The sequence below is a fragment of the Paenibacillus sp. Marseille-Q9583 genome (assembly GCF_976954365.1).
Map to the genome: position 1 here is coordinate 84,464 of NZ_CDRJTB010000009.1, position 21,245 is coordinate 105,708.

At 42.7% G+C, this 21,245-nt stretch carries 16 protein-coding genes; 4 read left to right on the forward strand and 12 right to left on the reverse strand.

Features of this window, described 5'->3' with window-relative positions; translation table 11 throughout:
- Positions 1 to 34 precede the first annotated feature (34 nt).
- The 5 genes from ACWNM1_RS06845 to ACWNM1_RS06865 form a co-directional block, all read right to left on the reverse strand.
- Positions 35 to 949 (reverse strand): polysaccharide deacetylase family protein, encoded by a 915-nt coding sequence (locus ACWNM1_RS06845; RefSeq protein WP_449600428.1) that lies wholly within the window; start codon positions 947 to 949, stop codon positions 35 to 37.
- Positions 921 to 2,243, reverse strand: a complete 1,323-nt coding sequence (locus ACWNM1_RS06850) for an MFS transporter (protein ID WP_449600429.1) — start codon at positions 2,241 to 2,243, stop codon at positions 921 to 923. The genes ACWNM1_RS06845 and ACWNM1_RS06850 overlap by 29 nt, the downstream gene beginning before the upstream one ends.
- A 184-nt stretch (positions 2,244 to 2,427) precedes the next feature.
- Positions 2,428 to 2,973, reverse strand: a complete 546-nt coding sequence (locus ACWNM1_RS06855) for a DUF1854 domain-containing protein (RefSeq protein ID WP_339244302.1) — start codon at positions 2,971 to 2,973, stop codon at positions 2,428 to 2,430.
- Positions 2,966 to 5,161: an ABC transporter ATP-binding protein gene (locus ACWNM1_RS06860; protein WP_449600430.1), complete on the reverse strand. Its 2,196-nt coding sequence runs from the start codon at positions 5,159 to 5,161 to the stop codon at positions 2,966 to 2,968. The genes ACWNM1_RS06855 and ACWNM1_RS06860 overlap by 8 nt, the downstream gene beginning before the upstream one ends.
- Positions 5,162 to 5,437: 276 nt before the next feature.
- On the reverse strand, positions 5,438 to 5,626 hold the full coding sequence (locus ACWNM1_RS06865) for a hypothetical protein (protein WP_449600431.1): 189 nt from the start codon (positions 5,624 to 5,626) through the stop codon (positions 5,438 to 5,440).
- 234 nt (positions 5,627 to 5,860) lie between these two features.
- Here ACWNM1_RS06865 and guaD point away from each other — a divergent pair, with 234 nt between their 5' ends.
- Both guaD and ACWNM1_RS06875 read left to right on the forward strand, forming a co-directional pair.
- Entirely contained in the window at positions 5,861 to 7,225 is a 1,365-nt protein-coding gene (gene guaD, locus ACWNM1_RS06870; RefSeq protein WP_076286681.1) for a guanine deaminase, read from the forward strand.
- Positions 7,226 to 7,263: 38 nt separating this feature from the next.
- Entirely contained in the window at positions 7,264 to 8,616 is a 1,353-nt protein-coding gene (locus tag ACWNM1_RS06875) for a uracil-xanthine permease family protein (RefSeq protein WP_449600432.1), read from the forward strand.
- A gap of 52 nt (positions 8,617 to 8,668) precedes the next feature.
- Here the strand turns inward: ACWNM1_RS06875 and ACWNM1_RS06880 are convergent, their stop codons facing one another.
- Positions 8,669 to 9,010, reverse strand: a complete 342-nt coding sequence (locus ACWNM1_RS06880; RefSeq protein ID WP_449600433.1) for a nitrous oxide-stimulated promoter family protein — start codon at positions 9,008 to 9,010, stop codon at positions 8,669 to 8,671.
- 196 nt (positions 9,011 to 9,206) lie between these two features.
- On the opposite strand from ACWNM1_RS06880, the gene ACWNM1_RS06885 reads away from it, so the two are divergent.
- On the forward strand, positions 9,207 to 9,689 hold the full coding sequence (locus tag ACWNM1_RS06885; RefSeq protein ID WP_449600434.1) for an RNA polymerase sigma factor: 483 nt from the start codon (positions 9,207 to 9,209) through the stop codon (positions 9,687 to 9,689).
- A complete protein-coding gene (locus tag ACWNM1_RS06890) occupies positions 9,686 to 10,294 on the forward strand; it encodes a zf-HC2 domain-containing protein (protein WP_449600435.1) in 609 nt (202 codons plus the stop codon). The genes ACWNM1_RS06885 and ACWNM1_RS06890 overlap by 4 nt, the downstream gene beginning before the upstream one ends.
- An 83-nt stretch (positions 10,295 to 10,377) precedes the next feature.
- On the opposite strand, the gene ACWNM1_RS06895 is transcribed toward ACWNM1_RS06890, so the two are convergent.
- From ACWNM1_RS06895 to ACWNM1_RS06920, 6 genes are all read right to left on the reverse strand, one after another.
- Positions 10,378 to 11,034 carry a 2OG-Fe(II) oxygenase gene (locus tag ACWNM1_RS06895; protein WP_449600456.1) on the reverse strand — a complete coding sequence of 219 codons (657 nt, stop codon included), beginning with the start codon at positions 11,032 to 11,034 and terminating at the stop codon, positions 10,378 to 10,380.
- Positions 11,035 to 11,241: 207 nt separating this feature from the next.
- Positions 11,242 to 15,441: an S-layer homology domain-containing protein gene (locus ACWNM1_RS06900; protein ID WP_449600436.1), complete on the reverse strand. Its 4,200-nt coding sequence runs from the start codon at positions 15,439 to 15,441 to the stop codon at positions 11,242 to 11,244.
- A gap of 633 nt (positions 15,442 to 16,074) precedes the next feature.
- The gene (locus ACWNM1_RS06905) at positions 16,075 to 17,895 is read right to left on the reverse strand and encodes a cyclic nucleotide-binding domain-containing protein (protein WP_449600437.1); all 1,821 of its coding nucleotides are present in this window, start codon (positions 17,893 to 17,895) and stop codon (positions 16,075 to 16,077) included.
- 12 nt (positions 17,896 to 17,907) lie between these two features.
- Positions 17,908 to 18,534, reverse strand: coding sequence for a hypothetical protein (locus ACWNM1_RS06910; protein WP_449600438.1), 627 nt, complete (start codon positions 18,532 to 18,534; stop codon positions 17,908 to 17,910).
- A 114-nt stretch (positions 18,535 to 18,648) separates the two neighbouring features.
- Positions 18,649 to 19,332, reverse strand: coding sequence for a Crp/Fnr family transcriptional regulator (locus tag ACWNM1_RS06915; protein ID WP_449600439.1), 684 nt, complete (start codon positions 19,330 to 19,332; stop codon positions 18,649 to 18,651).
- Positions 19,333 to 19,682: 350 nt separating this feature from the next.
- Positions 19,683 to 21,224 (reverse strand): glycosyltransferase family 39 protein, encoded by a 1,542-nt coding sequence (locus ACWNM1_RS06920; protein WP_449600440.1) that lies wholly within the window; start codon positions 21,222 to 21,224, stop codon positions 19,683 to 19,685.
- Positions 21,225 to 21,245: the final 21 nt, after the last annotated feature.

Below are 21,245 nucleotides of genomic sequence, written 5' to 3' on the forward strand. Positions count from 1 at the left end.
AAAAGACACCCCACAAGGTGTCTTTTATTTTCTTTCATGAACTTATCAATCGCTTTAACAGTCTCCCCGCAGATTTTACCCGTGGGCGCTTTAAATGCTCCTGTACATAGCGATAATCCGTCAATTCAACACTAGCATCACGAATCGCATAGGTAAAATCATCATCAAAGGGTAGGCGATATTCCCAGACTCGCTTCTCCCAATGTGGTATATTTGCAAGCATCCACGGATCGTCGATTCCGGGATGAATATAGGTTTCACTAACACCATCAGGTAGCGAATACATCTTGGTGATAATGGATTGTTTGAAACGATCGTACGTCTCACCCTCTTCTACACCAAAAGGATGCGACAACAAGTAATCAGGAATCGGGACTCCAAGTGTATCGGCCAGCCCGGATCCAAGTGCAACAGGTCGTTCAATATTTTTCAGCGATCCCAGAAGAGGATCCTCTGGATGGATGTATCGAAAGAACCGGGATGGCAATCCCCAGCGCGAAATTCTCCACAACGTCTGCGGGAGCAAGCTGCGTCCCGTTTCCATGCCATATAAACTTCCCATATGGTTGTCTACATGACTAATCACGATTCCGGATTGTTTCACTCTCTCATACTGCGCAACAATCTCCTTCAGCACAGCTTTTGTCTGTGCCCCCTGCTCAAACTCTTTTACCGTCTTATATTGATGCCCGCCATCATCATGTAGTGAAGAATCCCCAGTCAGGCTGCTCCAGCGTAAAGCCTCAAACTCACTAGTCATCGTCAAATGAAGGCCCACATTTCGTTGTTGCCTACGGCTACACCATCTAGCTGCCTCCTCGAATCCAGGGGCCACCGCCATTATCGTCGCTGAAGATACTTTTCCCTCTTCTAATAGATGCATAATCGCCTGATTCATGGCAGGGCTTTGCCCAAAATCATCACAATTGATGATTAATCTTTTGCTCATAGTCAGCATCACCTCTCAATTGCCCCGTAAATGTAAATTTAATAGTAAAAGATATGACAACAGATATCGCTAGCAGACATAACGGCACCACGCTTATTAAATACCGGAAGGTTGCTTCTGGATCAGACCCTGGATCATCGCCACCCTTGTAACCAAAGATCATCCCTACAATGAAAAAAGCCAGCGCCGAAATTAATCCGCTCGAGCGAGTGATGAATCCACTTACCGCGGTATAGATGCCTTCTCTTCTCAGACCTGTCTTCTCCGCATCCTCATCAATAATTTTGCCACCTACGATTGCCGGGGTTACTAGAAATCCTGCTAGTCCGAAACCAACAACAATGCCAGCGGCCACACCACTTACAAGATCATAACCGAACCATAGCGGAATGACAGATAAAGTATATAGGATAAGCGATAGCCGCCATGCCTTGACCCCATCCATTTTACGAATAATCCAATACCACACAAACACTAATGGAATGACCGAGACAAAGACAGCCGCGAGCATAATAGACACCTGTGCTTCTGAGATATGTAGAACATATTTTGCATAAAAGGGAATCATCGAGCTTACAAGTCCATTAACCGTTTGGGCAAAAGAGTTCGAAATATTAAACACCCAGAACTTCTTATTCCGAATCGTCTCCCGAAAAGCCGGGATGAGCTTCAACGGTTCGGTCTTAGTGGTCTCTTTCTTCTCTTGGACATTCATCATACATAAAAACATAAACACGCCGAAGAGACAGGCATACACAATAGCCATATTAGAGAAGTTAATTGCTGCGAAAAGGATTGGCGTTAGAGCCGTACCGATTAACAGAGCAACCACTTGATACCCTTGCTGAATCGCAGAGGCTTTTGCCCGAATACGATCTCCACGGAAGAGCTCCGGAAGCAGTGCGCCATAGTTCACCCACAAGACCGTAGCGACAGCCTCATAGAAAATAAGTGTCACTAGAAACCAAGTGAAGAGTCCATTTTCAGATAATCCGCCGGGTGGAGAGAACACCAGCACAAACGCCAGCATAAATAGCGGAATCGAGCCGAACACCCAGGGTCTACGCCGACCATAGCGGGTATTTGTGCGGTCTGACCAGTATCCAAACAGCGGATTATTCACCGCATCCCAGATCAGAAAGATTGTTCTGGCCAGTGTAGCAAGTCCAATGCCCAAGCCCAATTTCTCCACATAAAAATAACTGTAAAAAGAACTAAAAGCCTGACTGGGAACCATCATCGCAAACATCCCTAAAGCAAAGGTGTACGGCGAGTTCATCCATTTATGCTTCACTCACATACCTCCCATATAATAATCATCTAGTTGTAATATATTACCACATATACTGGGAGTTTAGTGACAAATTTGCTCCAATCCAATGCGTTTCCTCATCCTAAAAGGAGGGATAACAGCGGATGTTTACACAGATCAAAAAAGTACTCAGTAGTATAAACTACCAAGCACTTTGCTTCTTCCACTATAAAACGTCTTTCAGCTTTTTCCGACTCTGAATATCCAAAGTGGAATAATCACGAATTTCGCATCTTTTTCCATTGACGTCAGTAAGAATGATGCGGTAAAGACTCGGGTACTGCATATGCTCATGCAGGTTACGCATAACGATACGGGTCTGCCCCAGATTCGTTTGCAGCTCCCAAATCCACATATCTGCCTTCTGTTTGATGGAATCAATTCGGGTCACAACGGGAAGAAAGTATCGCAGCTGCAATTCTTTGTCCACTTCCCCCCGACTTTCCTCATCCAGCTGATCAATGTCACGAATGACACCAATCTCCTCACTCTTAGAATTTCTCACAGAAATATACTGGGTGTTGTATTGAAAAGGAAATATACGAAAAAGGATTAGTTCTTCATAAACCTTACCTTCTATTACCCCTTGAAACACCCCACCTTGACTACGGCTAAAGGAAATCAGACCCGGTTCAAAAATGTTAATTTCATAGGGATCTTTATCTTTATCTTGAGCTTTCAATTCATCACTGACGCTGATTGGATCACTCATGCACTTCTACCCCCTTGATCTGGGACATTTCTTTCTGCGCTTCGACCAGTTTGAAGTAAGCCCCTTCTACTGCTAGCAATTCTTCATGCGTACCCACCTCAATAATCTTACCGCGTTCCAGCACGACGAGCCGATTGGCATTTCTTAAAGTGGACAATCGATGAGCAATGGCGAATGTCGTTCTACCTTTGACCAGACGCGAGATCGCTTCTTGGATTTGCCGCTCAGTCACTGTATCCACAGAAGCTGTTGCTTCGTCCAGAATTAGAATCCGCGGATCGTGAATTATTGCTCGGGCAATAGACACTCGCTGCTTCTCACCTCCGGATAACTTATGCCCACGTTCTCCTACCCTTGTGTCATAGCCATCAGGTAGCTGAACGATGAAGTCATGTGCATTGGCAATTTTAGCAGCACGCATAATTTCCAGCTCTGTAGCGTCCGGTTTAGAATAAGCGATATTCTCAGCAATCGTGCCGTCGAACAGGAATGTCTCCTGTAGCACTACACCGATCTGACTCCGAAGGTCAAACTGGCTAATATTTCGGATATCCACACCGTCGATGGTGATGGTACCCTCATCTGTGTCATAGAATCGGCAAATCATGTTGATGAAGGTCGACTTCCCAGCACCTGAATGTCCGACCAGACCAATCATCTCTCCTGCACCTACTTTTAAATCCACGTTCTTGAGCACAGGGTGATGCTTTTCGTATCCATAAGTGACCTGTTTAAACTCTACCTCACCATTAACACGACCAATATCAGCTGGGCTCGTAGTATCAGGCACATCGGATGGTGTATCCATAATTTCGAAAACCCGATCTGCAGCTGAAATCGCATGACTGGCCCAATTGATCATTTGACTTACCCACTGCAAAGGTCCGAGGAGCATCCCGAGGTAAGTCACCAAAGCGATTAGTGTACCAATAGATAACTGTCCATCAAGCACCGTTCTGCCGCCATAATACCAAATTAATAGGGTACCAACGCCAGCAACTAACGCAAAGGCGGGAAACATCCCCTGCCACAAGCCTTCAATCCGGATATTGTGCCGCACCAATTCCTTATTAGCGACAGTATAACGTGACATTTCGGTATTTTCCTGACCAAATGCTTTAACCACACGAATCCCCTGCAAAGAATCACCAACCAGAGCGTTTAGTCTAAAAATAGATCTCCACTGCTGGTACCACCGTCTGCCAATCATCGGCCATAATACAGTCGATAGTACGACCATAAGCGGCATAGGCAGCATGGCTAGCAGCGTTAGCTTCCAATCCATACTAAACATAATGGCGAAGATTGCGATCACCCTTAATGATTCACCCGAGACCCATATTACGCCATCTGTCATGAATTGCCGCATCGCCTCAGAGTCATTATTTACCCGTCCAATGAATTGCGAAGACTGTCTTCGATCGAAAAAAGATAACGACAATTTCATCAAGGAATGATACACATCATGACGCAGATCACCCATAATTTTCGAGCCAATCCATACCCCGATAAGTCCACGTACAGTCTGCATTAGAGTAACCACCAGAGAGGTGGCTGCAAGCCCAATTACAATCCATAGCAACGTTGAACCCATGTCCTTTTTTGTTAGCACGTTATCTACAATCATTTTCGTCAAAAAAGGTGGAACAAGCTCTATCAATGTAGTGAAAATCAGCATAATCGCTGCTGCGATCATTTGGATTTTATACGGCTTAGCGTAACTTAACATTCGAAATAGAACCTTGCCGTTACTTTTACACACCGGACAGGTCTGAGAATCGTCTGGTAGCGGATTGCGGCATTTCGGACAATGTCTTGGAAATTCCTTTTCAGAAGCCGTTGGCCGTTCTTCCCCTTTAGCTACAGCAGCAATTAATTTAGACGCATATCCAAATATAGAGGTAAGCGATGCGGTATAACGTATAAGAATGATTGGACCCTCTTTAGTATCTACAAGTAACGAACCGCCTCCTACCCCACCTACTACTCGAGCATCGGTTATGCTCGAAACAAAAAACTTCGAAACCATTCTCCCGTCCGTTCCCCAAACGGACACTTCCTTCTCTGTCAATACAAGCCATTGCTCACCGAATTGTCCATCTTTCATTAAATCAGATCTAAAGTGGAATAACGGTTGTTCCGTAAGCTGCATTTCTATGGACTTGGGAAGTTTATCAACATATGGCATTCTTTCTCTCCCCTTTCTTTACCCACCTATTTACTCACATATATTTACAGCGGTAAAGATGAAAGAATGACTATAATTGTTTTGTATAGTTACTTGAACAACCCAAAAAAGACACCCTTAAGGGCGTCCTTTTCATTATTTTCTATGATACTGGCTATGTCCTAAAAACAAATCCCGATGGATTGATTTTTATGTATAACGGGTCAACAAATGCTCCTGCGCTAATTTCATATCTTATTAATTAACCAAATAGATCGGATTCTAGAGATCTGTTCGTTATTTTCGACGGCGAATGTTCATGCGATTATACATCACTAAACCGGCGATGACCATGCCCAGCGTACCTATACTACTCGCTACTTCAGCCTGCATACCAAACAAAATACATACGTTAGTTACCAGGCTTCTCGTAAGCAACGCGACAATAATTAGCATGATCGGACGCCAAAAGTTATATCTTCTCATCTCAGTAACACTCCTAACCCATTTTTCTTAAGCGCTTAACCTAATTTATCTATATGTATTATAGCATAAGTAAGTAACCGCATACATTTTACCTAATGCTAACAATTATGATCTAATCAGGGCATAATTCAGCACCCACCCTCCTTCTTTGTTCGACTTTAGGTATAGACTTATCATTTTTTACGGATTATAATAACAAACGAACACCAAAAGACGAACATTAAGGCGGAAATCATGACTGAATATATGCAAATATTCCTAGGCACTTCATTTTCAAGCAAATCACCAAAGGAAATTCAAATTTTAAAAGACCATCTCTACTGCATTAATACAGATGGAATGATAGAAAAGATCGTTTCACCAGAAGAACCCGACTATCAAACTTTACTAGCTACTTATCAAGGCCAAGACAACTTCCATCGATTAGCTGAAGGTCAGTATTTTTTGCCTGGCTTTATCGACTTGCATGTTCACGCCCCGCAGTGGGCTCAATCTGGAACTGCATTAGATATTCCACTCTATGATTGGTTAAATACGTACACCTTCCCACTGGAGTCTAAGTTTTCGGACCTGGATTTTGCTAAAAAGGTCTACGATGATGTGGTTGATACTTTACTTGCGAACGGAACTACTACAGCTCTTTATTTTGCAACGGTGCATAAAGAAGCCAGTTTACTATTAGCCCAAATATGTGCGGATAAAGGGCAACGCGGACTCGTTGGAAAAGTGGTAATGGACGATCCTCAAGGAAATCCAGAATACTATCGCGACACTGACACCGACACCGCACTTAAAGATACAGAAGAATTTATACTAGCGGTAAAAGAACTAGCCAAATCTACTAAGCAAGGCGTTTATCCAGTAGTGACACCTAGGTTCATTCCTAGCTGTACGAATGAGGCTTTGCAAGGTTTAGGAGACTTAGCCGCCAAATATGATACTCATATTCAATCGCACTGTAGTGAAAGTGATTGGGCACATGGTTATGTACAAGAACGATTCCAGAAGAACGATGCTTTTGCCTTGCATGATTTCGGTCTACTCCGTGATAAATCTGTAATGGCACATTGTAACTTTTTAGAAGAAGACGATGTAGAACTATTTGCGGAGACAGGAACGGCTATTGCACATTGTCCGATATCAAACGCTTATTTTGCCAATAGTGTCATCCCTATCGCTCATTTCCACTCCAAAGGTGTAGAGATTGGTTTAGGGTCTGATATTTCTGGAGGTTTTTCACCTAGTCTCTTCGATAACATAAGACAAGCTGTAATGTCTTCAAGAATGCTAGAGGACGGCGTTAATCCTTCCCTTCCTGCACAAGAGCGTGGATTACTAGGATCACGGATTAAGATTGATGAAGCTTTCTATCTTGCTACTGCTGGCGGTGGTAAAAGTTTAAGCTTACCTATCGGTCGGATACTAGAAGGCTATACATGGGATGTTCAAATTATTGATACGAAATTACCATCTGCTAGATTGCCTATTTTTGATGGGAATGAAGATTTAGAGGACGTGTTTCAAAAGATGATGTATTTAGCTCGACCTGAGAATATCCGTGAAGTCTGGGTACAGGGTGAAAAGGTTCATTCACGTTAAGGATCGATAAAACTAGAAAATATAAGGTGGGCATCTGAGTGGAAACACAAGCAAACGTACAAGATCAAGCGCCATTGAAGTCACAACTATTAACCGTTCTACCCGATGAAAAAGTTTCCTTAGGTAAATCCATCATCCTAGGCTTTCAACATGTATTGGCAATGGACGTTTATGTAGTTCCTTTCCTGATTGCAATGTTAATCGGCTTACAACCGAATCAGTCAAGCGCGTTGATTCAATCTACCTTTATTGCTGCTGGACTTGCAACGATTGTGCAGACTTATTTCTGTATGAAGCTTCCTATCGCGCAAGGTCCATCTTATGTTCCGCTTGGTGCGATCGTCAGTATTTATGCCGCTAGTGGCGGCGGGGAGCTGGGTTGGAGTTCCGTATTAGGTGCCAGCTTAGTCGGTGCGGTTCTAGTTATTATTTTGGGCTATGTCGGGATCTTTAATAAAATTGTTAAGAACTTTATCCCACCCATTGTAGGTGGTACGATCATATTCATAGTTGGTCTGTCTTTATTACCTGTTGCTATAAGAGACAATATCTATGGAGCTTCAGGCGCTTCAATCAATCAGAACGTTTTGTTAGCCCTTATTTCAGCAGGTACACTCCTTTTATTCGTGATTCTCGGTTCTATGTTCCGTAATAAAGGATCGATCTTCCGAATTATTTCCGTCATGATGGCGTTAGTAGTTGGATGTATCTCTGCTAACATGATGGGTGTGTTAGATTTCTCAGCGATTAGCAAGGCGAACTGGTTTAGCATGCCGCGTATCGCTTTTGTAGATTTCGGATTCTCGTTCAACTTTTCGGCTATTATCACCATGGTTATTATTTATCTCGTACTGCTAGCTGAAACAACAGGTACCTGGTTTGCTGTCAGCAACGTAATCAATAAACCTTTAACCGACGAACATATTAATAAAGGGGTTATCGGTGAGGGGATTGGCTGTCTTATTGCTTCTGCACTCGGTTCAACACCTGTTACAGGCTATTCTACCAATGCGGGAATTATCTCCATCACAGGTGTTGCCTCCCGCCGGGTTTTCCTCGCTGTAGGAGGATGGTTTGTCCTCTTCGGTTGTTCTGGTAAATTAGCTGCTCTGATCTCTTCCATTCCATCCGCTGTAATCGGCGGCGTCTTCGCTATCGTCTGCGGGATCATTGCAATTAATGGTGTGCAGGTGATGAAGAACGTAACGATTGGCGAAAAAGAAATGTACATTATCGCAATCCCGATGATTATCACGTTAGCTTTGGTACTCATTCCTGGCGACTACTTGCATTCCTTACCTTCATTCGCGCAATATTTATTAGGCTCACCTATCCTAGCGGCTTCATTGGCTGCGATCTTATTGAATAAATTATTGCCTAGCGGAAAATAGAACGTAAAATGCTTGATCTTAAAACGGACATCAAATGATGTCCGTTTTTCACTTATTTCCTCAGCTTATTGGGTAATGGAATATGCCTAATTGACTCAATGGGATGATATAGTAACATCCATGGACCTGAAAAACGCATAACCCCTTTTATTCTTTGACGATACTCCGGTTTATAACAATGAATAGGGCATTTAGCACAAGCCGTTTTCACTTCCCCGAACTTACAATAAGCTAACCTCTTCAGAGCATAATCGTTTAGATCCTGACATTCGTTGCAAAGCCCCTTATGGTGATGTTTTTTCTTACAATATATACGAATCATACTCGTGACAATATCTTGTTCTTTTTTTATTTTAGGACCTTCATTTAACTGTCGGTTCACCTTTATTGTCATTTATGAGCCCCCTTGTAACTTGTACAATAAGATCTCATCTAATTATAGAGGAAAAACAGTCCTTCTTTTTTTACATTTCTAAGGATTTTTATCATTCTACACACCCAAGGCGTTATTTCGTTATACTCATAATTATTTTAGAAAGGCTGTAACGTTTATAGCTTTTTACGGATATATAAAGTGAGGAGGTGAACGGATGCAGGACAACGAGCAATTATACAGGGAATATTCAACCCAAGTATATAAATTCGTATTTAGTTTTTGCCATAATCATTTACTGGCAGAAGAAATCACCCAAGAAACCTTTTATAGAGCTATAAAGTCCATACACAAATATGATGGAACCTGCAAAGTATACGTATGGCTTTGTCAAATTGCTAAGCATGTGTGGTATCAGGAACTGGACAAGCAGAATAAAAGGAAGACTTGTGAATTAGAAGACCCTCCTTTTTCTAACGCAAATTCAACAGAAACTGAGTTCATTTTAGCTCAAAATAAAATGGAGTTATTTAAACAGCTTCATTTACTTGATCCAAATACCAAGGAAGTATTGTATCTGCGTTTGACTGGAGAATTCAGCTTTCGGGAAATTGGCGAAATTCTCGGAAGAGATGAAACCTGGGCAAGAGTTACCTTTTACCGTGGAAAACAAAAATTAATGAAAGGAAGATCTTCATGAAATGCGAGATCATTCAGGATTTATTGCCCTCCTATATCGAAAAGCTAACCTCTTTACATAGCAACGAAGAGATTGAAAAACATCTGCAAACCTGCGAAAGCTGCCTTCAGTCCTATCATGAAATGACCGCAACAGCAAATCTAAACGTGCCTATTGTTGATAAAGAAGAGGTTAACAAACTTAATTATTTTAAAAAGGTGAAATCAAAAAACATAAAGGTAATCGTCCTTTCCATCTTATCGGTAATCATACTGGCTGCAGCTCTTATTGGACTTTTTGTGATTGGCTTCCCTGTGTCCTCTAAAGATGTGACTATCGATTATCAGAAGACAAAGACTCATTTGGAGGTTCATCTGACTTTGGAAAACGGCAAGGACTTGGTGTTCTCAGGAAAAACTAAATTTATCCGCGATGAAAATAATAATGTGATCGGTTCCGAAACTAAATATACCCCTAGAGGCTTGATTCATAATCCCTTTGATGATGTAGGAAAAAAAGTTATGTTGGGGACGGAGATTCAAACCGATCTGAATTTTCCAAACAAATTTATCCTTGAATTCAAAGATAAAACTATGACGTTCATTAATGGCGTTTTGGTGGAGTAGACATTGCCGTTAAAATGAAAAAAGACACCTTTTAAGGTGTCTTTACTGATACTCCATGTGGAACTTAGTACATGTTCATACCTCTATGATGAGCGAAGGACTTGTCTTCTCATCCACATTGTTGCAACCCACTTTTCGCCTTTGATCACCGGCGTACCTGCATGCAAGGTGGACTCGTTTAATTCATGATTATCGTAAAAATATTCAAAGTAGACCGCCATACCTTTGTTAGGACTCACTGTTAAATTAAGCATAGGGAAAGCTGTTTCTCCACCTTCCTCCACATCATTCAAATACATCACGAGCGTACTAATTCGATTATTGCTACTTGCTCGACTCGTTTGTGTGAAGAAATCATGATGGGGTAAATACTCTTGGCCAGGGATATACAGCAGAACTTGTAAGCCATCACCATGCTCGATAGGAATATTCATAATTTGAGAGAATCGTTTCTCGATTCTTGTAACCGTCTCATTCTCCTCACAGAACACACCACTGCTCGTTCTAATTGGATTGACCGCATGGTCTTCACCAATTCTTGAACGTTGCAATCGTTGCCTAGAATATTCAATTAACTCATTACACTCCTCATCGCTAAGCACATTTCCTAGCAAGACAACCAGCGGTTCCTCATACTTGGCAAGAATTCGAATCTCTCGGTCTTCTGTCTTAATCGTATTTCCAACATGATCAAATATCGTCCGTTCTTTGTCTGTCGCATTCCCTGTCGTATTCCCTATCATCCTTATGCAGCTCCCAAGTTATAACATCCATCGCAAAAAACATACCATAAAATGGTTTTATTTGCTTGATTAACTTCAGAACATCTAAAGACTCAGAAAATCAGCCTATTGTACGCTTATATAAATCTACAAACTAATCAAATCCCTTTCGATACACAAAAAACCTTCAACCACATGGCTTGCGGTTGAAGGTTTTCGCTGTCGCTAGCTTAGTTTAGCTGCTTCGAGGAAGCGCTGTAGAATCACGGTCATTTCGGCACGTGTAATGACGTTGTCTGGGGTAAGCTGACCTTGATTGCCTTTAATGATTCCGTATTTAATGTTAAGCGCAGCAGCTGCTCTTGCGGACAAGCTAAGCAAGTGGTGATCTTTGAATGCGCTAAGCTGTTGGGTGGCTTCACGATCGGTAATCGTTGTTTCTAAACCGGCAAGCTTCATGGCCTTCGCCAGCAGCACCATCGCTTCTTCCCGACTTAGCTTCTCGTTGGGAATGTACTGACTGCTATTACTTGTCGTTACTAACCCATAGCCCTCCGCAATGGAGACCGTTTCATAATACCACTGACCACTTTTAATATCAGAAAAGCTTGCCGACTGATCGAATTCATGCAATCCGAGAGCCCGAACCAGCATCGCCGTGAACTCTGCTCGGGTAATTTGCTTGTTCGGCTGGAAGCTCGATTCGGAGATGCCTTGGACAATCAGCTTCGACGCCGCTTGCTCGATCTCTTTCTTCGCCCAATGCTTCTGAATATCGGCAAAGGTTTTAGAATTCTCTATTACGGCATAGGCGCTATTCGTCAGGCTGTAAATAACGGCAAATGTCTTGCCGTTCTCCTTCACTATTCGGGTTGGCACCGGCACGATGTTTCCGTCCTTCGTAATCGTTATGCCCGTCATGATTCTACTGTAGGGATCTGCCGAATTTGGGATAGTGATCGTCCGCTCGACATAGCTGAGAAACTTGTTGAGTTCAATCGTGGTACCACCATGCTTTGCCGATAGGTTGAAATTGATCACCGGCGACAAGAGTCGGGCTTCCCCTAACTTATTGGAAACCTGCTCGATATCACTATCTGGCGCATTATTAATCTCGACTTGAATCTCCATGTTGCGCAACGCATCTTCCGATCCGAAGCTCTTCGCGACGAGGCTCCAATCAATCTGATTGGCGGCTAGGATATAGGAAGCAAGCTCCGTTTGAATTTGAATATCCGCGTTTCGGTCATTTAGTGTTTTGATAATTTGACTGTTTAAGAGTAGAAGAACACGATCCGAATCATTGTGAACCGGTATGAAAATGAATGGTTTATTGGATAAGGAATCAAGGTAACGCGATAATTTTGCTTCGTCGAAAGTTACCGTTGTCACTTTCTTTCCGTTAATAACGGCAGTTGTTACTTTTCCTAAATCCTTGTGTTTCACTCCATTGATTTCAATCTCCAGCTCTGAACCTGAACTTAAGCTTGAAACTAAACTTGAAACTGAATCCGAACCGGATTGAGCGGTTGGGACATTCAGCGTAAACGCGACACTCGTCTGATTGCCTGCTGCATCGGTGACGACGAGCACATAGTTGGCGGAAGAAGTAATTGTCGCTCCATTTGTGAACGGCTGGCCGTTTAAGGTTGCAGTACCCTCATTGAATCCAATCGTTAACGGACTCGTATAGTTGCTTATTCCTGCAGTTAGGCCGGTTATCTTCGGGTTTGTTTTATCAATTGTGAAGGATACGATAGTAATGTTGCCCGCCGCATCCGTGACGACGAGCGTATAGTCGCCTTCGGCGCTAACGGTCGCACCACTCGCGAATGGATCTCCGTTCATTGTCGCTGTACCATCGTTAAACGTAGCCGATTGATTCGTATTATAGCTAGATCCTTCAGTCACACCACTAACTACAGGAGCAGTTTTGTCAATGGTGAATTGAATAGTTGTAACGTTGCCCGTCCCGTCCGTTACGATAAGCGTGTAGTCGCCTTCGTCTCTGACTTCAGATCCGCTTACAAATGAATCTCCGTTTAAGGTTGCAGTACCCATGTTAAACGTAATCGTTCTGTCGGTATTGTAGCTCGCTCCGTAAACAACACCGATTACGGATGGGCCAGTTTTATTCATCGTAAAGTTGACTGTCGTAACGTTGCCTGCCGCATCCGTCACAATGAGCTTATAACCGCCTTCTCCGGAAACAGTCGCGCCACTCGTAAACGAGTCTCCATTCATGGTGGCTGTGCCTTCGTTAAACGCGATCATTCTATCCACATTGTAGCTTTCTCCTTCAGCAACGCCGGTAACCGTTGGAGCGGTTTTATCGATAGTAAAGTTAACCGTCGTAACGTTGCCCGCCGCATCCGTGACGACGAGCGTATAGTCACCTTCTGCGGAAACGGTCGCGCCGCTCACGAATGGATCACCGTTCATACTCGCTGTACCTTCGTTAAATGCAGCCGATTGGTTCGTATTATAGCTAGATCCTTCAGTCACACCACTAACCGCAGGAGCAGTTTTGTCGATGGTGAATTGAATGGTTGTAACTTTGCCCGTCCCGTCCGTTACGATAAGCGTGTAGTCGCCTTCGTCTCTGACTTCAGATCCGCTTACAAATGAATCTCCGTTTAAGGTTGCAGTGCCCATGTTAAAGGTGATCGTTCTGTCCACATTGTAGCTCGTCCCGTCAGCAACACCGGTAACCGTTGGGGCGGTTTTGTTGATGCTAAAGTTGACTGTCGTAACGTTGCCTGCCGCATCCGTCACAATGAGCTTGTAACTGCCTTCTGCGGAAACCGTGGCGCCGCTCGTGAATGGGCTTCCGTTCAATGTAGCTGTGCCTTCATTAAAAGTGACCGTTCTGTTCACATTGTAACTCTCTCCGTCAGCAGCGCCGGTTACCGTTGGGGTGGTTTTATCGATAGTAAAGTTAACCGTCGTAATGTTGCCTGCCGCATTGCTGACGACGAGCGTATAGTCGCCTTCTGCGGAAACAGTCGCGCCACTCGTGAATGAGTGGCCATTCATAGTCGCTGTGCCTTCGTTAAACGTGATCGTTCTGTCCACATTGTAGCTCGTCCCGTCAGCAACACCGGTAACCTTTGGGGCGGTTTTGTTGATGCTAAAGTTGACTGTCGTAACGTTGCCTGCCGCATCCGTCACAATGAGCTTGTAACTGCCTTCTGCGGAAACCGTGGCGCCGCTCGTGAATTGTCTTCCGTTCAATGTAGCTGCGCCTTCATTAAATGTGATCGTCATATCTGCTTTATAAATTCCATTATTAATAATGCCATACACGGTAGGCGCGGTTTTGTCGATCTGAAATTCTATTGTCGTTGAGTTGCCAGCAGCATCAACCGCGATGAACGTATATGTTCCTTCCACACTCACGACGGTTCCGCTGGTGAATGGACTGCCGTTCAACATTGCGTAGCCTTCATTAAAGGAAATCGTCCGATTTGAATTATAAAGCCCGTCATTCGTGATGCCGCTCACTACCGGTTTAACGGTATCAAGCTTAATCGTATCACTTAAAGTTATGATATCTTTCCCGTCTGTTATTTGATAATAAACGGTTTGGATTCCTTCTGCATTAAACAACGTCCAATTTTTGCTCGACAAAACGTCTTCCCATTTGCTCCATGTTAGCTGATCGTTCGAAAACCTCACTTGCAACACATCTTCAACATCTGGATCGGAAGCCGTTAAATTCAGCTTCACGCTGCTCGAATTCGTGTACAATGCGCCGTTGTTAATCACTATCGATCCAGTTGGAGGATCGCTTTGTGCATAGGTGACGATGAGTTTAGGATGATAGGCTGCGGTGGGATACTCTTTTGAGCTGACGAATGCGCGTGCGTTCGTTAAACTTTCATTGCCTTGAAGGATGAATGTAGCCTGCCGATCAACCGCACTCGTGATTTCGGCCACAATAGGCGTAACATCAAAGGTTACGAATCCGTCATTGGGTATCTGGTTATTGGATTTCCGAGTATAGTTAATCGAGGATTTTTGGGGAAAGACGGCTCTGTCCGTATTATCCATATCGTTATTGTCCGAACCGTACACGTCTAAATAAAAATTGGCAAGATCGCTTCCTTCTTTGAAGTTCACATAAAGCTGAAGCTCATATTTGATCGCCCTACCTGGATGCGGGAGGCTAGAATCCAGATTGAAGCGTAAGGCTCCTCGGGCCGTATAAGCCCCTCCTTCAATACCTTTGCCAGTATATATCCTGCCTTGCATGTCATTATTAAACACTCCAAATTCGCTGTCCCATAACAAATCACTTTCTGCCGATAACGATTGGGTCGTTATCGGCGGATCCGCCGCCAAAACCGGACCCGCCGCCGGTGCCAGCATTCCGACGAATAAAACGGCGATAATAAAAAAGATTGGTTTTCTTCCTTTCAACATGGTCTTCCCCCTTTAAAATGGACAAAAATCTGAAGTTTTCGTTAGCTTCAGGTCGATAAACGTAAAGGCCCCGTATTTCGTTATTATCGATACGGATATTCTGCGTCAACGTAGATAATGAAGTACATTGGAAAATATAGTTACATATTATTGTGGGGTTGGCTACCTCCGGCTACCTGAAGCACCGCTGGATTGACTTGTAAGTTTCCTGCGGATCAGGGTCATGCCACCTTCAGTGACTATATCCAATCTATATAATAAATCTTTTAAAATGCGATAAGTAGTGACGCCAGTCATCAAATTGTCATATGACACTTTTACATTTTATGGTGTGATAATCCATAACCTCATTCAGTTGTGGATCTATATGGTGGAGGTGAGCTGCAGCGATCCCCTGTCCGAAAATAACACATATCTGTATCCCAAGGTAACTATAAGTATTTTCAGCAGCTTATCTGCATTTTGTGATGATGTATCCGCCATAATCTAAACCTCTTTTCTGATTAAATTCATAATGAACTATAAGTAACAAAGCAATCTTCGGTTTGGCCCTTGGCTGTCGATCTGGGAGCAAGTAAAAAAGCTCCGTTCCTCTAGGAACGGAGCTTTTTGGATCTACGTCAGAGCTAATTATCATTTAGCCCTTAATGCTTGGCCACAGCGTGCACAGTAGCGGGTACCCTGAGGAGACAATGACCCGCAGCCTTCACAGTAAAGCTCCTGCATCATAGGCTTCACTTGATCGTCATGCCTTATCGCCTCATGCGTGGTTGGATTCAACATATTCAATGCATGGAACTCCTCTTTTCTTCCCCTACGAATAAGTGAGAATAATAAATGGAGTCCTATAAACCCGACTACAGCCATAGCTCCCGCCTTAATCAGACCCGATTCAAAGTGATAATTCCATAGTGCATGCATCACGACTGCTGCTAAAAACATCTCCATTGCACGTAGCCCTCTCGTCCACGGCTTACCGTCCCCCAAATTCGATTGCTTATGCATGCTGCTTGCATACCAGATGCCCACAGTTGCAATCGCAGTCCATGTTCCATGACCGAATGGCGATAATAATGCTCTCATCCATAGGACGGCGAGCATCCCAAGTGAAGAGGCTTCGTCTATATGCACCCATCCATAAATAATACTTTCCACTGCAGCGAATCCCATTCCTGCTGCGGCACCAAACACCACTGCATCCATCAGAAAATGGATTTTTCGCGTTCGAACAAGCATCACACAGACTAATAATTTTGCAGTTTCTTCTATTAGAGCTACAGACAAAGGTACGTAAAACTGCGAAAAGTCAAAGGAACTTGCTTTTACTTCAAAAAGCCAAATCCGCTCTAAATACCAAGCCAGAGGGATAGCAACAATTGCGGTAGTCACAAAAACTAAACCAAGCCTCCTCTGACGAAAGCCTATTAACTGTTGATTTCTCACAAAAGCTACGAATGCTATGGGACCCACCACACCTCCAACAATTAAGGCGGCGATCTTCCACCATTGGCTATGAAGGAACAGTGCCAAAAAGGATAAGACAAGGAATCCACCGACCAGCCACAGCAACTGGTTAATCCAATTGTCTTTGGCTTTAGGTAGCGATTCATTATCCTCGATAATAGACTCCTCGCCAAAAGCAATTGTAACTCTCTCCATCAGATGGGGTGTTCGCATATTTAGAAACTCAATGAGTTGTTGACGAACCGGAGCGTAATAATCGAGTATAGTTAAGAATTCTAACTTGCCCATGATTAGCAATTCACTATCTTCTAACGCGATCAAAGTGTGCAAAGAGGCCGTGTCCGTTAGTAACTCTGTCTCACCATAAAAATCCCCTTCACGAAGTACAGTCTCGCGCCGCTTTTGGCCACGAAGTTCGATACTCCCGCTACTAATCATGAGAAATTGATCCATTACTGCACCTTCTACGATAATCTCTTCGCCCTTCGTTACTTTCTTGATCGTTGTAATCTCTGCAAGACCCCGAAGTTCAGCATCAGGGATGACCGACCAAATTGTCGCTTTGCGAAGCATACTATGGATCATTCGGATCCGTATATTCACAAGTACACTCTCATAAAATAACGGACTCAGCTTCGCCAAATATTCGAACGAGGAACGGTCTAGACGCAAAGCTTGTACTGGCCCGATTGCTGTAACACTAGCTGATCTTTGTACGTTCCGAATAAGACCGATCTCTCCGACTAACTCACCCGGTCCAAGTTCAGCCAAGAGCAGTGCCTGCCCAACTAAGTTAACCGAGGTGACTTGCACTTTCCCCTGCCATATAATGAAACAGTCCTTAGAGGTGGACTCTTCCATAAGAAGTCGCTGTCCATCCTCTAAAGACACAAGTTTTATAGCATTAATTACATTTCGTAGCTCATCATCAGGAATACCTCGTAATAACGGATGATCACGTAAAAAATCGACTACAGCATTGGCTATCATAGGTTTAACTCATCACCGCATATTTCCAATAATACTACTTCTGGAATCTTGCATTTTTTTAATAAAATTTGTCATTGTATCAAAAGCTTCGTTACGTTTATTCGTTAGACTTTGTAGGCGCAGCATGTCCATTTGCTGACTACTGCTTGCACTATCAATCTGTGATTTGATTTGTCCCAACAAATTCTCAAGTTCCCCTTTGGTTTGCGGTATAGCCATACTCATAGCAGTAAACATGGCCCCCTTGTCATCTGCCAGATTCACAGCAGCGTCGGCCCCAGCACCTGAAGGAAGCTTCGCTAGCTCTTCATTGATAACTCCCAACAATTGATTCAGTTTTGAGATTGTTTCATTCTTGGCTTGTACGGATTCAATTTGATCTTTCAACTGATCCTCTAACATACTTGCACGACTCGACTGTACAGCCATCATTGCTGTTTCAAGATCCATGCTCTGAATGTTAACCTGTGTCACACCACCAACTCCATTAACACTGCCTACAGAATTTTGCGTGGCATTTCCATTTAGAGCATCCTTAACAGAGTTATAAACCGAATTGTTATATAACAATGCCCCTCCTACAATGATCCCCAGTACAAAAGTACCTGACATAGATAAAACTAATTTTTTCACACTCATTTCATTTCCTCTTTTCATTTATTAATGGTCGGTCATGTTCTTTGTTAATATTGTTATATCATTTTGGGTGATTAATGGTCTGTAACCCCAATTACAATTTCCAAATAGTCAGACTCAAATTACATCAAGTATATTTCTAAGTCTATCTATGTTGCACACGAGTATTTTCCTCTGATCAATACGTATTAACTGCTCATCCTGTAATCCAAGTAATGATTTTGTCACGGTCTCGCGCGCCGTTCCTGTCATATCCGCCAGGTGTTGATGCGTCAGCTTCAAATCGATTAGAACACCCTCATTAGAGGGCACTCCATGCTGTTCTGTTAGACGCAACAACACGCGAGCAATGCGCGTACGCACGTCAATAACGGTCAAGTCTGTTATTAATTTATTGGCATCACGTAGACGATCTAACGCTGTTTCCAAAATGCCGATTAGTATTTCCGGATTACTTTTTAATAAGGGTATGAAATCGCGTTTTTTCAGAATACATAAGGTGGATTTCTCAATGGTTCTTGCAGAAGCAGAACGTGCTCTTTCATTTTGCAATAAAGCCATCTCTCCAAAGAAATCACCTTCTCTAAAAATAGAAAGGATTACATCCCTAGAGTGGTTATCTTGATAGATTTGAACAACTCCAGATATAACCAGATAGAGTTCTTCTCCCTCTTCACCTTCAAAAAAGATGGACTCTCCCTTTATATAAGTACGCTCGTTACATAACTTGGCAATTTCAGCTAAATATTCATCATCAAGATGTTCGAAGAACGGGAAATCTCTTAACAGTTGTGGGTTCATCTTTAAGAGCAGCCTCCAGTGAGTAATAAATTCTTTTATGATTGATTCAACATTTTGTTGTTTTCATCAGGCTTCACTCTAGCAAAATTTAGAACTTTAGGACCATCCTTTATTTTAATACTTTTAAATTAAGATAAATAGTGACTGCAGTCATCAATTTATCATGTGACATTTTTACATTTTATGGATAAATAATCCTGGCAGGATATGCTTTTCTACAAGTCTTTAGACAGGTCATAAAAAGCAAAAAAACCACACCCTCATGCGGATGTGGTTTTGGGTAGAGGCGAGGGAATTTGTTGTTGATTATAGCTTAGGACATAGGAGGTGAAGGATTCATTATTTCAAGCCTACTTCACCTTATATAGTTTCCAATAACCATTAAACTCTTGATACAATGTAGCCCACTCTGCTCCATTTTCAAAGAGATCCGGATACTTTTGGTTCACACCATCTATAGACAGAACAGCTTTAGGGTTTGGAAGCAGGATAAAATCAATGTTGTGCTCTGCAGGACTTTCAAGCGATTCTACAAAATCATCATCACTTGTTATAATGAAATTTTTAGGATTACTGCTGCCCATAATAATTCTGAAGCTGCTGAATGAGTCCGTAAGAATTATCTGATTAGGCACATTTTTATTAATGAATGCTGTTACCGCTGCGCCAGCTTGTTGTTCTTCAAACAGTTTATTTTGACGGAAAGCCTCATATTCATCGGATGCGATTTTCGGATTATTCATCATCATCCCCATGACTACTCCGCTTATAAGCATCCCAATAAGGAGCAGCGTTGATCCTACTTTACGAAATCTCATTTTGCTAATCTCGTAAGGAATCCATGCAACAACGATCGGAAATACATACATATAGTATCGAATCCACGCTGCAGTACCTCCTCTTAGTAAAAGAATAACTTGCATTGAAGGAACTGAGAGTGCAAGAATAAGCAGCATGAGAAAATCCCATCTGAATATTCGCCGCTCTATGATACGCATCACAAATATGATAATGAGCGGTATACTGAAATACCATAAACGCTCTGCAACGAAAATCAAAGTAGGAATAGGGTTATTAACGAGCGAAGTGAATTTCTCATCTTCCATTAATAAGGTAGCTTGTCCTAAATTCCCGTAGTTCGATGTTAGAAAGTAAAATCCATCCCCCATTATTGTATAGTTGAAGAAAATCCATAGCAATCCTGAGAAAACAACCGGCGTTAATAGAAGAATCCACGTTCCCTCGACTTGCTGCAACCGATCCTTCATTAATTCCTTTTTGGTCTGCATTATCCAGATAAAGACCGCTACTGCTAGTGCTGCCCCAAAAAATACGGTTTCGTAACGTGTCCAAAAAGCAAATGCAAGTACAATGGCTGCTATGACCAAAGGTCTTGCACCATCTTTATGCATCCAGAGCAGCAATTGGATCACAGCTATGTTAATGAAATAAATGAAGATGACCTCTGTTAGTCCATTGGCTCCATAATAAAAAATATAAGGATTAAAAGCGTAAAGCAGCGCAAAGACGATGCTTAACCATTTGTTCAGACCGAATTGCTTGCCAGCCTTTACTAATAACGCTGCAGTTAGAGCAGCAAATAAACTGGAAACGATAACAGCAGCTAATCCTTCTGATGCAAGCGCCGGGAATATGGGATAAAAAACAAGTAAAATCATCTCCATAAAACTCGGGAGAGGATTCCATACAAACCCAATATTTGCAAGGCTCGGCTCACGACTGTAAAGGACATAGAAAGCATTAGCTACACGGCTTGAAGCGTCTCCCGACATAAATCCATAAATGGATGCTAAGTAATAGCCTACCCCCAGCTCTAGTAACAAAACTAAAAAAAAGATAATGTATATTGATCGTTTCCAAGTAACTGACATTCAATTCACCTATCCATTAAT